Annotated in this window: 11 protein-coding genes and 1 pseudogene; 3 read left to right on the forward strand and 9 right to left on the reverse strand. The window is 53.9% G+C overall.

Annotated features, from left to right (window positions below; translation table 11 throughout):
* Positions 1-107: 107 nt before the first annotated feature.
* From AC2FIT_RS17500 to AC2FIT_RS17510, 3 genes are read right to left on the reverse strand one after another with little or no spacing between them, the layout of a single operon-like run.
* Entirely contained in the window at positions 108-1,214 is a 1,107-nt protein-coding gene (locus tag AC2FIT_RS17500) for a GSCFA domain-containing protein (RefSeq protein ID WP_496831318.1), read from the reverse strand.
* Position 1,215: 1 nt separating this feature from the next.
* A complete protein-coding gene (locus tag AC2FIT_RS17505) occupies positions 1,216-2,166 on the reverse strand; it encodes a hypothetical protein (protein ID WP_496831319.1) in 951 nt (316 codons plus the stop codon).
* A complete protein-coding gene (locus AC2FIT_RS17510; RefSeq protein WP_496831320.1) occupies positions 2,163-4,361 on the reverse strand; it encodes a glycosyltransferase in 2,199 nt (732 codons plus the stop codon). The genes AC2FIT_RS17505 and AC2FIT_RS17510 overlap by 4 nt, the downstream gene beginning before the upstream one ends.
* Between AC2FIT_RS17510 and AC2FIT_RS17515 the strand changes: the two genes are divergently transcribed.
* On the forward strand, positions 4,347-4,661 hold the full coding sequence (locus AC2FIT_RS17515) for a hypothetical protein (protein ID WP_496831321.1): 315 nt from the start codon (positions 4,347-4,349) through the stop codon (positions 4,659-4,661). The two genes, AC2FIT_RS17510 and AC2FIT_RS17515, sit on opposite strands and share 15 nt — an antisense overlap.
* 47 nt (positions 4,662-4,708) lie before the next feature.
* Here the strand turns inward: AC2FIT_RS17515 and AC2FIT_RS17520 are convergent, their stop codons facing one another.
* The 5 genes and pseudogenes from AC2FIT_RS17520 to AC2FIT_RS17540 all read right to left on the reverse strand — a co-directional run.
* The gene (locus AC2FIT_RS17520) at positions 4,709-6,037 is read right to left on the reverse strand and encodes a nucleotide sugar dehydrogenase (RefSeq protein WP_496831322.1); all 1,329 of its coding nucleotides are present in this window, start codon (positions 6,035-6,037) and stop codon (positions 4,709-4,711) included.
* Between the two features lie 3 nt (positions 6,038-6,040).
* Positions 6,041-7,147 carry a polysaccharide biosynthesis/export family protein gene (locus AC2FIT_RS17525; RefSeq protein WP_496831323.1) on the reverse strand — a complete coding sequence of 369 codons (1,107 nt, stop codon included), beginning with the start codon at positions 7,145-7,147 and terminating at the stop codon, positions 6,041-6,043.
* Positions 7,144-8,487 (reverse strand): capsular polysaccharide export protein, LipB/KpsS family, encoded by a 1,344-nt coding sequence (locus tag AC2FIT_RS17530; RefSeq protein ID WP_496831324.1) that lies wholly within the window; start codon positions 8,485-8,487, stop codon positions 7,144-7,146. The genes AC2FIT_RS17525 and AC2FIT_RS17530 overlap by 4 nt, the downstream gene beginning before the upstream one ends.
* 160 nt (positions 8,488-8,647) lie before the next feature.
* A complete protein-coding gene (locus tag AC2FIT_RS17535; protein ID WP_496831325.1) occupies positions 8,648-8,950 on the reverse strand; it encodes a hypothetical protein in 303 nt (100 codons plus the stop codon).
* Positions 8,951-9,326: 376 nt separating this feature from the next.
* Positions 9,327-9,712 (reverse strand): annotated as a pseudogene (locus AC2FIT_RS17540) (transposase); the annotation flags it as partial.
* Between the two features lie 183 nt (positions 9,713-9,895).
* On the opposite strand from AC2FIT_RS17540, the gene AC2FIT_RS17545 reads away from it, so the two are divergent.
* Positions 9,896-10,141 carry a hypothetical protein gene (locus tag AC2FIT_RS17545; protein ID WP_496831326.1) on the forward strand — a complete coding sequence of 82 codons (246 nt, stop codon included), beginning with the start codon at positions 9,896-9,898 and terminating at the stop codon, positions 10,139-10,141.
* A 438-nt stretch (positions 10,142-10,579) separates the two neighbouring features.
* Positions 10,580-11,755, forward strand: coding sequence for a relaxase/mobilization nuclease domain-containing protein (locus tag AC2FIT_RS17550; RefSeq protein ID WP_496831327.1), 1,176 nt, complete (start codon positions 10,580-10,582; stop codon positions 11,753-11,755).
* Between the two features lie 387 nt (positions 11,756-12,142).
* Here the strand turns inward: AC2FIT_RS17550 and AC2FIT_RS17555 are convergent, their stop codons facing one another.
* The gene (locus tag AC2FIT_RS17555) at positions 12,143-13,057 is read right to left on the reverse strand and encodes a LysR substrate-binding domain-containing protein (protein WP_496831328.1); all 915 of its coding nucleotides are present in this window, start codon (positions 13,055-13,057) and stop codon (positions 12,143-12,145) included.
* Between the last annotated feature and the right edge of the window lie 9 nt (positions 13,058-13,066).

Below are 13,066 nucleotides of genomic sequence, written 5' to 3' on the forward strand. Positions count from 1 at the left end.
GCGACCAAGCCGCGTCCGAGAGGCAGTTGGCGGAGGCTGATCTTGCAAAGGCGCTACGACTGTAGAAACGTGATCAATGGATGTCATATTGAAGATTTGCCATCGGATTATACTTCTGGTGCGGCCACGCCAACGTGCGCCGTATGCGGCGCGTGCGAATTAAAGGCGCCTGTCTCCGTGGATTGATCCAGTTTTTCCTCGTCACAAATCAGTTCAAGGTCATCCTCTTTGCGTGGTCCGCCAGCGCCAAATTCTTCGGCCAGTGGGCCCGAAAAGAAATGTTGCATGACGTAATCGACACCAAATTGACTGACGTTGCGCAAATCAGGCTCGAAAAACATAGCGCGTGACGGATGCGCCGAGATGATCTCGTAGGAGGGGAAATAGTGGATATCGGAGACATCTTCGGCCAGCTCCCCAGCCACCGCACGAAGTACTGACTTGGAATAAGTTGTCGCTACAAGAACATGGTTTTCTGTCGCCGTTGCAGCAAGCGGCACGGGCGAGACCGTCAGCAGCATGCGCGCTCCCGGGTTTACATCCCTCAGTCGGTCCCAAAAGGCCAGCATGTCGGCGCGGATTTCAGTGGCGCGCAGGTTGCGGAAAACATGGCGCTTCGGGTCATATGTGCCAGCCACGGTACCAGGGGCGGCAGCAAACATGGTCCCGTCATCAGTACTTTCCCAGCCCTCCGTCAGGCCCAAGGTAAAGACAAAGACGTCGAGCTCGGCAAACATCCGGCGCACCGCGGCAAGGTGCCGCGCGCGCAATGCCAGGACGGTGTTGGGACTGTCCTGACCCACCGGATCGACGCTGGCGCGTAGCGCATCGTAGAAACGCTCGTCTTTCTCCCAGACCCGCTCCATGGGTGTGCGGGTGCCATAGGCCTCGTCGAACAGCTGGATCAGCTGACGAGTGGTGTAGACGTTGCCGTATCGGCATGAAAACACGCCATAGCCCCACTTTCTCGCCTCAGAGGCTGACGAAAAGACGGGCGGCGGGGGCTCCATATCCATGAAGGCGGCGCCACGGGCGGCCAGGTTGTTGCCGATATGTTGGGCAAAACAGCTGCCGGCCGTGGCGATGCGATCTGTCTTCACCAGTGGCATCGGCTGCCACATATTGGCGAGCTCAGCATAGTGCCGACTGCCTACTGAGGCCCGCCAGAAAGCGCGTTCGGGCTGCGTCTTGTAGGGGTGCGAGGGCGTCGCCATGTCAGACCTCCATCGGTTGGCGAAGATGATAGTCGCGCAGGATGTCTGCGCGGCGAAGATCTCCAGGTGTTGCCGTTCTCATCGACTGTGAAGGACTTAAATTGGGAGCGTCCGCCTTGACTGTCAGAGCATGATGTGTGTCGAGGATGGCCTGACGATCGAACCAAGGAGCAGCGACGACAGCTTTAGCAACGGGATAGTAATATTTGGAAGGGATTGAGTTGCTGTGCCCCTGAGTTCCCCAATACCCACTTTTCAAGATGAAATTATTTGGGTTCTTTAGGCCAGCTTGACAAAATCGTGGCATCTGAGACCCGTAATGACGAGTATCTCCGACGCTTTGCATATAAATCACCATGTTTTCAAAAGCATGATCGTAAGCATCGGCAAGATCCGTAACAACCTGATTGCTTATTTCTTCAATCGACTGGAACCCAGGCCAAGCACCACGCAAATAACTTTGAGTGGCCGACTTGAGATATGTTCTCAAATCAGTTTGTGGGTTGACCGAAATACAAATACTTCCGGGGTCCAATAAGGAGTAGTACAAAGCAGCGAAGCCACCGGATGATCCGCCTAGATAAATCCGTTTCGTCGTCCCAGACCGTTTAAAAATTTCCTGCAGAAGCATTGGCAGTTGAGACTGAAGCGGCATTGAAGCGCCCCCAATATACCAGCCAGAACGAATATTTGTACTTAGCTCAAGGGAGGGATCTGCAATCGAAATTTGATGACATTCCTGCAAATCTGGAAGGAAACTTTGATATCTTGGAATTTCCCTCTTCTGCTGATCAACTGCACCGTGGAAAATCACGATCATGATATCGTTGGTCCCGCGGCGAAATCGGACCGGAACGCGGATGTCTTCAAAACGTAATCTGTGAAAACCGGAGCCGAGATTTTGTTCCAAGTTAAAAACATCCAATTCTAGGTTTTCAGAAAATGCTGTCATAGCACGACCTCAGAAAAATTCATGATTCCCATCCGATACGCCTTGCTCTCAGGGGTTAGCTCCAAACAAGTAACGGCGGAAGTATCAAGCCCAGACAGTCCAGTATGAGCTAGTCTCCGAGCAATGACCCGGCTGGAATAGCGCTCGGTTGCAATCTTTTGAAGTTCGCTCAACCAAGCGACCCGCGCGGCATTGTTGCGGGCCAGGCGCCGGACCAGATCGGCGACCTGATGCGGCTCACAGTATAACGGCAGATCGCCGAAGGTTGCTGCGAACCGCTGTGGTAGAATTACAGGCACACCGGCCAACATGGCCTCTATTATGGTCCGACCGAAGGCCTCGACCAAGGTGCTGTTTGGAAAATAAACAAATGCATCTAGGTTTGACAGGTACTCGTGCGGCTTTATGGATCCGAAATCATGCACTTTCCAGTTAGGTGGCAACTTTCCCAGTATTTTACGAGCTTTGGCCGCCCCACCGAGTATTTGGATTTGGAAATCATCCGAGCCCGGATAGGCTTGTCGTAGGATTCGTCCGTCTTCGTGCCATTTTTCGGCCCCGTCGCGCCCATGCCGCCCAATCCGGAACGGTGCCGACATTTCTGACTTTGGAGCGGCACTGTAAAGGTCTAGGTTGAAGGTTGGGGTCCAATCGGTCTGAGACAGATCGAATTTGCGACCACTTTCCCGAGCATATGTTTCAAGCTCTGCCCTCATCAACGGACTAATTGGGCAGAACGTGATGTGCTTTACAGAAACATTCATGCCTACTTCGATCATTTCCGATACTTGATACACTGATGTGCCATCTGGTCTCTTTGAAGAGTTATTCTTTACGAAGAAGGCGTGATCGGCCGAAATGCGCGGCAGCAGTGAACGAAAGGTTCGCGATGTGATTGTTGTCGGATGGCGGCAAATCAAAACGTCGCATTTGATGGTCCGAACGTCGCTCCAATTGTTCCATGAGGGTAAATAAGGGCGATAGCGTTCAGAGATTGCCTTTCCCAACGTCTGGTCTGATGGACAATGTACTATCGACACTTTCTTTCCCAAATAAAGAAGGAAGGATAACTCGTCGATTGTGCTGGATGCGTTGCCGCCAGGAAACCATGTATTCGTTACCAAGACGACATCTGCTTCGATATCAATTCCACCTCCCATTTCTGAAGCATTGTCCGTGTCGAGTACGGACATTAAACCTGAATCACTTACGCAGATTTCTGCAGGCGCTTCAAACAAGCGCTGTCGGCTCCGCGGGTCAATTCTTGCAGTCGATTTCGTTAGTTTTTTGTGCCACCGAGTGAATGCGTCCCTGTATTGCAAGCGTATCGGTGAAATTGGGTTGTTTTCATTGTACCCAAGAGTGGGATGGTTAGTTAGCCCATCTGGATTGTCCAAGCAGAACATTGTTACGGTGTTGAGTTGTGTTACAGCTTTTTTCTCTATTGCTTCAATCCTGCGCAACAACTCGGAGTCGCCGCTAGTGCGAACTGAATCCCAGCCGCCCAGAACATCACGAAAATACTGAGCTCGAACCATAAGTGAGATTAAAGCACTGCGGCATGCTCCGTCATGAACAAAGCCGCCGATTGGGTTCAGTCTGACGAACTGGCCCGAACCCGCTATCCGCAACATACCCGACATACTTGCGGACAGTTGATTGGCTGAGCAAAAATTAACCTGCTGTGCCAGCCGCTGTGGATGCGCCCAGTCGTCGGCGTCATGCCCGGTGATCCATTCACCTTTCGCCCGGGTCATTGCAAGATTCTTTGAAACATACGGCCCGACATTGACCTTGTTGAGCATGATCTTCACGCGGTCATCACTGGCCGCGATCCGTTGCAACACCGCCCAGGTGCCGTCGGTCGAAGCATCGTCCACAACCAGAAGTTCCAGATTACGCCAAGTTTGATCAAGGATTGAGCGCGCGGCCTTATCGACCGTCTTCTCCGCGTTCCACGCTGGCATGATGACCGAGACCAACGGCCCGCCGGTCACTGGAGACAAAGGAGCACTAGCCAACCGGTCGAAGACAGTTCCCGTTCCCTCAAGCCGGATCGGCGCGACCCCGAAATGCGCCAGATAGCTGTTCAGATGCAGCTGCCAGCCGTCCTCATCGGCTCGGGCCAGCGCCGCATTTGCACGCAAAATCCCGGCCGTATAGGCCAGATCGGAGGGTAGATGTGCCTCAGCCAAGGCAATGGCGCGGGCGTGATCGCCGGCTCGGGCCACCAAGTTCGCGGCTTTCAGAACCCGCTTCGAATTCGGCGCAACCGGTTCTTCCCCGGCCTTGCGTCGCATCCAGTTAAGTCGGGCAATTGGCTCGTGCTGGTCTTTCATCCCGTATGCGGTCCGAATGAAGAGGGTAGAAACGTCCGGCCCCGGATCGCGGTTCAGGCGGTGACCGTAATTCAGGTAGTGCCGAGCAGGATCCATTCCGGTCATATCCACGTCGGGGTACATCCGACGGTACCAGTCTGGATCGAACTGTCCTGAAGCTTGAAGCGCAAAGATTTGCTTTTCCGTGACACCATCCATTGACTTCACAACCTCAAATCACTGTCTGCGATGTCGAACGCGGCCTTCATGTCAAACAGCACTCCGTCGGGGCGGAGCAGGTTGCGTAATCGTCCTGCCCCTTGGGCCACGATGTCACTATGTGGGACGGCAAGAATCACGGCGTCATAGGCCTGCTCGCCCTCCGGCAAAACCTCTCCGATGGTCATCCCGTATTCTTTGCGCACGTCGCGAGGATCTGCCCACGTATCCACGACATCAGGCTCCATGCCCCACTGGCGAAGGTGTGAGACAAGCTCAATGACCTTGGTGTTGCGCGTGTCCGGGCAGTTTTCCTTGAAGGTAAGACCCACGACCAAAACTCGCGCCCCGTTCACTGGAAAGTTACGCCCCACCATCAGCGTCACAAGCCGCACGACTGCATTCCGCGCCATACCATCGTTAATCTCGCGTGCGGTGCGAATGATATCCGGGATGAAGCCGGTGGAAATGGATTTGTGGACCAGATAGTACGGGTCGACTCCAATGCAGTGGCCCCCAACTAGACCGGGGCGCAAGCGAATGAAATTCCACTTCGTGGCCGCTGCGTCCAGAACCTCGTTTGTGTCGATGCCAAGATTGGCAAAAACGATCGACAATTCGTTGACGAGGGCAATGTTCACGTCGCGCTGGGTGTTCTCGATAATTTTTGCGGCTTCAGCAACACGAATTGAGCTTGCCTTGAATGTCCCAGCATCAATGATCTGGCGATAGAGGTCGTCCACGAAGTCGGTGACTTCGGGCGTCGATCCTGATGTCACTTTTACAATTTTGTTGATGGGGCGATCTTTGTCGCCAGGATTGATCCTTTCAGGACTGTATCCGGCAAAGAAGTCTACGTTGTATCGGAGTCCCGACACCCTTTCTATTACAGGGATGCAATCCTCTTCGGTAGCGCCAGGGTAAACGGTGGATTCATAAATGACGACTCCCCCCCGCTTGATGCATCGGCCCACGACCTCGGATGCAGCTAAAAGTGGTTGTAGGTCTGGCGTGCGCGATTTTGTAATAGGGGTCGGCACTGCGACGATGAAGACATCACATTCGTGCAGATCACTTTCAGATGACGAAAACAGAAGTCTTTCAGCTTCTTCAAAGTCGTCAGGATCAAGTTCGTCGGTTATGTCGATACCGGAGGTAAGCTGCTCAATTCGACGATTGTTTGTGTCAAAACCTATTGTCCTAATTTTCTTACCGAAGGCTGCCGCCAATGGAAGACCTACATAGCCCAGACCGATCACACCAATGGTCACTGTATCGCAGGTGGGTACCTGCAAGGCGTCTGAAAATATTTGCGAGTTTTGTGATTGGTTCATGGGTTAGTTTCCTAAAGTATCTACGCTGCGCACCGTTCCCAAAAACGGCGATAGCAAAATCGACATAAAGCGTTCGAAATCAGCCGCATCGGCGGATGCTACATACGTTATGTCGGTTGGCATAAGGTGGAACGCGCTTGCGAAGAGAAGGGCGTCCGGCTGCGAGAAGTCGAACCGATATGCAGTTGCCGCGCTGCCCCCAGCAGAAGGCCGAAAAACAAAAACTGACCGCGTCTGCGCGACTCGTTCGTCGAGACCGCCAACTTCTGCGAGAAGGTAGGCAAGATGTGCATCCTCGACCGGGATTTCTATATTGGCGGGCCGGCTTACACCGCCGTAGACCGCGAAGCGCCGCGCTTCATGAGAGATATTGATCGTGTCACCGGGTAAAATGACGATGTTATTCGTGGGGCTGTCGATGATATCCGAAAGCAAAAGCGACCCGGATGCCGATCCGCGTTGAACCTTTACCCGGATTTCCCAAGGCGCTTGAGAAGCTCCTCCGGTGCTTGCAATGAGATCAAGCAGACGAATACCTCGTGGGGGAATTTCGATGCGTCCAGGATTTCTGACATTTCCCAGCACGGTTGCTGACCGGGATTCAGTCGACGTGATCGCAACAGCGATTTCCGGTTCAACCGCCTGCCCGTAGTAGCGTTCCAGAAGCAACTTGCGAAGTTCAGACGTCGTCAATCCTCGCGCCGCGATGGTGTTAGCATATGGAACTGTGATATTTCCGCTGTTTGAGACCCTTACTTCTAACATAGTCTCGCGATTGCCCGCGGTCGCGAAAAGGCCATCCTCGGCGATCTCCCATATGCGTATCTCGAGTTGGTCACCGACACTGACAACCTCATCTTTATCCCGAAACCCCTGAGCGCGGAACGTCGCCGGAAAGGTTGCATGCACCTCTGATAAGGTCGGCAGCTTGGCAGCGCTCACCTCGACAACTTGAAACGGCAGCGCGTCCTCCGTGACGGCATTGCCGTCAACCGCGACACGGTTGATGTCGTCCGCATCTGGACCAAAGGCTGGCATAGCCGAACAGCTTGCGAGTACGACCGCCAGCGCCGTGCAATATGCCGCTTTACAAAGGTGAGCCTGCGTCATGCGCTTGCCTCTTTTTGAGAACATGACACGCGCTGACCCTGCTGCAGCTTGCCCATAATTCCGGCAATGGCTACCTGCCGGCCGCGCGAGACATAGAAGTCTCCGGGTATGAGGCTCTGCGACTTGAGCACGGCAAAAAACGCGTCGATAAGTCGGCGCGATTTCGCATGTCTGATTTTGAAGAAGCCCGTGACGTCGGCTTCTGACTCGCCCAGCGTCACGATTTCGTCGTGCCGAAACACTGCGTCACCCAAAACCAAAACAGGGATGCCATGGTGAAGCGCCGAAAAAGCCGACGTGGAGTTGATAACGACCATGCCGCTGGACTCTCTGGTCAGATCACCCATGCGACCCGAGTGCAGAACCCTAACGCGGTGGCGTTTCACCCCAAGCTGAGAAGCTTTGCGAAAGATGAGACGTTTGATCTCAGCACTTCTCCGCTCCAGTGGATGCAACTTGAACACCACCCTTTTTTCCGTGGGGCATGCTCGGAGTGCCATCAGACTCGCATTAATGAGCCTTGGTACGGACCAGCCACGCGCCGCCACCTGTAGTTGGCTGTCGCTCGAAACCTGCAACGGGATCAGGAAATACTCCGGACAGCGGTGCAGACCGCGTTTCGTCGGTAACTCGAAAATCCGCGCGGCGAGCCTTCGGAGCAAATGGAAACCCCACCGCGACACCAAGGGAACTATACGTTCACGTTGCCGGTGAAAGAGGTGAACTTCTGACGGCTTGGGCGCGAAATCGCGCGTAAGGTAGTAGGTTGCGGCCCAAAAACCCATGGTCACGAACGAGGATGGCTGAGCCCCAGAGGCCGGGGCAGGATCGGCGGTTCTCCCGCATATAGGCAGGGGTTTGGCATCCCAGGTCGTGAGTGGAGAATGCTGATTATTGCCCCCTAGCTCACAAGTGACATATCCAGATCGAAGATAGCCTTCCTCAAGGCTGAGCACGTCAATGCCGAAAGATGCGGCCACACGGCGCGCGACCACATGTGGTGGACGGCTGGAGCCGAACAGGATAATCACATCAGGCGCGCTCTGAGCAATCTGGGACCGAAGCCAGTTTTCCCACTCGATCTGCGTGCCGGTGAAGTACAGGCAATCATGTCGAGGTGCGAAGGCCTTGTCGCCGGCGTTGAAAATGACGCGGCGAACCTCAAGTCCGGCAGAAGACAGAGCGGCCTGAAGTTCGGTAAAAAATGGTCCAACAGGCCCCTGCAGCAGTAGGACGCGCTTGACTGACATATGTTCAAGGAAAGTCAGTTTGGCATTTTCGTCTCCGGACCCAACTGGTCTGCTCGCACCAGAGGTGGTTGAGAGCGCCATGTCATTCATGATCTCACCTCCACTGGGGGCAAGAAAGTCAACTGATGAGATCCACCGGACACAGGCATGTGGTTTAGGGGGAGATGGCGGATCATTTCTGCAGGCGGCCGTAAGTATGAAAAGAAAACACAGGATAGAACTCTTGTTGAAATTGCTCGTACGGAAACAATCAAAATTGGAAGTTTTTGGTGCCTGGTTTTTCTAAAGAAATCCCTAATTTGCGCACTGCCTTCAGTCGTTTTACGACTCCTGCTGGCGCGAAAAATGGCACGCGTCCAGTCTGCTTGGACTGGTAGACTGGACCGCCCCGGTCTTCGTTCTGACGTATAGGAGACAGCATTTCATAAACACTTAAATTCAAGAATGCGAAATTAATATTTTCAGTGGCGCTTAACTGCCTGATAGGTGCCAATTCGACACTTGCGGCATATTCAAAAAATTGCCGACCGGACATATTGAAATCTTCCACCATTTTAAATGCTCTAACCCATCAGATACAACTTGTCAGCCATATGCCTGAGGTTGCCAGAAGTGAAGTCACAAAAATTTGAAAACAATTAAAAGTAGTATAAAATGAAACGATTGGAATCTGAACGACAGGTACGACACCCGTCCACGGAAAGCTGAATGAGCCCATGCTGGTATTGAAAATGACTTTAAATCAATTCACTAGATCCGAAAGATAGTGCTCATGTCATCGTTCAGCACACCGTTGACTCGAGGTGCCATACAGGCACCTTATCCGCCTCCAGTCCTTGATCCCGCCAAACAAAGTCTCTACATGGTTGTATCATTTGTATCTGCACTTTTCGTTTTCAGCCGATGCTTTTCGTTGCTTTCGATCAGGGATGCTGGCGCGTATTCATGTCACCGTTAGTTGGCCCGATCAGCCTGCCACGCCCCCCCTTTTTCATCCACGGGCTGACGGCAGTGCGATACGCTTTGAGATATGTTGGGTTAATCATGATCTTCTTGTGATCCTTGCCTTCAGCAGCCAGCCCGTTCATGATCCGAGCGAATACACCGATATCGCTCCATCGTTTTCAGCGATTGTACAGCGTCTTTGGCGGCCCATATACACGGGGTGCATCGGAGTAACGTAACCCATTGCAGTTAATGAAATACTCCCGTGCAGGACACGACGATCATCAATCTTCGGCTTTTGATGGCGCTTTGAAAAGTAAGGCTAAAGCCCTGCCATCTGCCCATCGGTCAGTCGAAATAGGTTGCTCATGATACACCCCTGAAACTCAGGGGCTTGAATCACGCAGCCGAGATGGCAAAAATCAAATTAATAGGTCCAGGACCTACCAGTCTGGTCGGGAGAAACGGTCTTGTTCTGCCGCAAGCTGATTCATGGAGTTAGCAGACCCGCCCGCTTTAAACGCGCGATCACCGCCCACTATTTCGAAAAAACGTGTCGCCCAGATCGGATCCGACGGGGTTGATCTGGTCTGATCCAAAAACATGCGCGCCCTCATGGCTGCTGACCTTCAGCGCAAGAAGGTACCTCGAAAAGGTCGAACGCTACGCCACACAGTTCCTTCAGCTGCACGCGCTAGTGAAAGTAGAAGCTGTCGTCGCGCTGCTGGGCGCACGCGAGCTTATCGGCAAAGAGTTTCAAAAGTGGCTTGCCCTGACCCTCGTTGACCCCGCACCCTGAGGGGCCTCGAAAGACTTCAGTCAGGCGAAAATCAGTCTGCGGAAAATCCGGATTTTCCGCGAGCACTCCATACAAACTAGGAACGCGCGCGAAGCAAATTTCCCTGTTTGGTCCTGCCGGTGCGCACAAAATATTTCCAAGAGTGAAAGTTCCGCAATCCTTTCGGGGTTTTCCACATGTATCGCGCGGACAGAAGGAATATACGTCTTATCAATGGATTATGCGGTGATAGTCTGTGTGTATGACGACATGCTTACGAAAAGCCGCCGCCTATACCCGTCTTCGATAGAATCCGCTCACCATATCAATCACGCCCCGAAAGTGGCCCCTCCACTTTAGGGTCTTACGCGCGCGACGTTCGGAAAGCTCGATAAAAAAACCCATTCTGCATTCGAGCCTGCACCGCAGCTTTTTCTGCGAACAAAAGAGATCACCCTGATGACGGACAAAACTTCATCCGCACCTCGCGCAACGCGGCGCCGCGATATCACAATCAAAGTACGGCTGAACGAAGATGAGGCTCGTGAGACTGATCACAGAGCCAGGACGGCAGGGATCGGCACGCGGACAGGCTATCTGCGCAAGTCAGTCCTTCAAAGCTGGGTCAATGACGCGCTCGCCGGGATGATCGGCAGCGTGGGTCTTAGCCCGAATCGGCTCGATCACGCACCAAGGCAAAGCATGGACCAGATCTCCCGGCAGCTTGAGGAGATCACCACCCTGATGCGCGCCTTTACTGTCCTGCATGAAAACGCCCGTTTCATCGAAAGCTATGACCTGCGCGACGGCGCTGAGTTGTTCGGTGGGACAGTTCCCGGCCGCGGGCGTCACGACCTGTGTGATTGTTTCGAGCGGCTCGCAGATGGGGTGGGGTTTCTGTATGTCACGCTGTCTCTGCACGAAGGCCTGCAGGAAGACGCCGCAACATGGCAAAGGATCGCGGCCTTTCAGTTGCATCTCATGGGGCTTGATCCGCTCATAACAGCATGGATCGCTGCGCGTCACTTCGACAGCAACTGCGATCACATTCACATCGCCGTATCGCGCACAGCGTTTGACGGTCAGAGGATTGCCCCGCGTCTGTCGGCGCTGCAAACAGATTGCAATCATATCACCATGGCTGCGCGTCTGGGACTGGAGCGGCAGACCTATTTTGATCGAGAGGTTCCGACGCTCACACCACCTGCGCCAGCACGGCGCTTACGTGATCCACGCGCGGCCAAACTAGCCGAAGATCTGGGCGATGTCATACGTCGTTACTGGCCGCAGAAGGTAGATGAATTTGATGCAAGGCTTGCACGCTACCAGCCGCCAATCCTACGGTGCCTCAGCCCGAACCGCTATGGCCACGCGCCATGGCTCTTTGAACGAGGCGACTTTGTGCCGCGCGGCGGTGCGCTTGGACCCGCATTTGAGCCCCGTCACATCAAAGCCCGACTGGCACTTTGCAAGGCGCACGATCATACACGCCGTGCCGTGAACCTCAAAGACCTCCTGTTTTCCCTCAAACCCTGTTTTGCAGAGCTTAAAGGACGCCTCGACGACTATGGAAAAAGAAACGCTGATCTTACCGCAGGAGGCAGAAATCCTGCTCTCGGCGCTGCGATTTATTGATGGCAAAGTGGACCAACTGCTGCCGCTCCGCGCACTACTGTAGGTGGAGACGGGCGAGCGCTCAGAAATCGGAGAGGCGCTTTTGAATGCATTGCGTCTAATCCAGACGGAGCGCAACGCCTTCCAGACCCTGCGTCAGGACCTGGAGGTTCGCATGGCATCCATGTCCGAACGGCGCTCCTTCTAAACTAGCATCCGTATGGGACGGCATTTGGCAGTACCGCTGTCTTGGACGCACAGGATGCAAGACAAATCTGTGGCTTTCGTGGGACTGGACGTTTCGAAGGATAGCAATTCGGTCTAAGTCGCGGAAGATGGCCATGCTGGCGATGCACTTCAATGATGAAGACATTTTGCAACCGCTCCCGATAGGTTCATTGAGCGGCGCTATGGCGAAGCGGGAATTAATTCATTGAGCATATTCTTCACCAGACGCTCTCGTTGTCCGGCTGCGGTTGCTGTGTCCCTTCTAGGGATGATTGCGAAATAGTCATAAGGCAGGGGCAACCCGCGCCGAGCGGGGAAGGTGAATTGGTCCTTGTCCGGCTTTGCGTCCGTCAAAAATTTGGGAACTAATGCGATGCCAGTCCCTTGCGCAGCGAGGGCGAAGGCAACGGCAGCACCGCCAGCGCGTAGACCCTTGCGCATGTCGGGAGTTTTGGCGAGGCCCTCTGCACGAAACCAACCCGCCCAAGTCGGGTGTGAGGCGTATTGTTCACCCCAGTCAGTATGGATCAGCAGGTTGTCTGGCACTGCGGCAATTCCCCCCTTTGCAATATACCGATTGTAAAAGTCCCGGGTGCAATACGGATAAGCCGTGTCCCGGAACATGGGCACCGCGGAATGCTGCGGATAAAGGTGGCTTTCATAGGTGACCCGGATGTCAGCCTGTGTGCGTAACAAGTCCACCGGGTCCGGCTCAATCCGCAGTTCGATACCGGTACCGGGGTATTGCTTGCGGAACCGTGAAACTGCGGGAACTACCCAGATTTCTGCCAAAGATTGGATAGTGCTGATAACAATCCGGGAGCGCGCCTCGGTTTCAAGGAGTTGATCTGTAACGGTCGATATCCCCATCAGCGCTTCTGCAATGGCAGGATAGTAGGACCGTCCCGCATCCGTCAGCAGCAGGCTATTGTGGGTTCGGCGGAAAAGAGTTTTTCCAAGGAATTCCTCGGCTTTCTTGACCTGCATGCTGACTGCCGCCGGGGAAACACCAAGTTCGTCCGCCGCAGAGGTGAAGCCGCCCAGGCGCACTGTGGCCTCAAAAGCTTTTAAGGAGTTGAGCGGAGGAAGCCGCATCAGGTTTGC

It is taken from the genome of Ruegeria sp. YTSA135, assembly GCF_059610165.1.

What these genes read in the sequence shown, in the direction of transcription:
- AC2FIT_RS17500 (WP_496831318.1), bottom strand. Translation starts at nt 1,214, where the DNA reads ATGGCGACGCCCTCGCACCCCTACAAGACGCAGCCCGAACGCGCTTTC.
- AC2FIT_RS17505 (WP_496831319.1), bottom strand. Translation starts at nt 2,166, where the DNA reads ATGACAGCATTTTCTGAAAACCTAGAATTGGATGTTTTTAACTTGGAA.
- AC2FIT_RS17515 (WP_496831321.1), top strand. Translation starts at nt 4,347, where the DNA reads ATGTGCCTCAGCCAAGGCAATGGCGCGGGCGTGATCGCCGGCTCGGGC.
- AC2FIT_RS17520 (WP_496831322.1), bottom strand. Translation starts at nt 6,037, where the DNA reads ATGAACCAATCACAAAACTCGCAAATATTTTCAGACGCCTTGCAGGTA.
- AC2FIT_RS17525 (WP_496831323.1), bottom strand. Translation starts at nt 7,147, where the DNA reads ATGACGCAGGCTCACCTTTGTAAAGCGGCATATTGCACGGCGCTGGCG.
- AC2FIT_RS17530 (WP_496831324.1), bottom strand. Translation starts at nt 8,487, where the DNA reads ATGAATGACATGGCGCTCTCAACCACCTCTGGTGCGAGCAGACCAGTT.
- AC2FIT_RS17535 (WP_496831325.1), bottom strand. Translation starts at nt 8,950, where the DNA reads ATGGTGGAAGATTTCAATATGTCCGGTCGGCAATTTTTTGAATATGCC.
- AC2FIT_RS17550 (WP_496831327.1), top strand. Translation starts at nt 10,580, where the DNA reads ATGACGGACAAAACTTCATCCGCACCTCGCGCAACGCGGCGCCGCGAT.
- AC2FIT_RS17555 (WP_496831328.1), bottom strand. Translation starts at nt 13,057, where the DNA reads ATGCGGCTTCCTCCGCTCAACTCCTTAAAAGCTTTTGAGGCCACAGTG.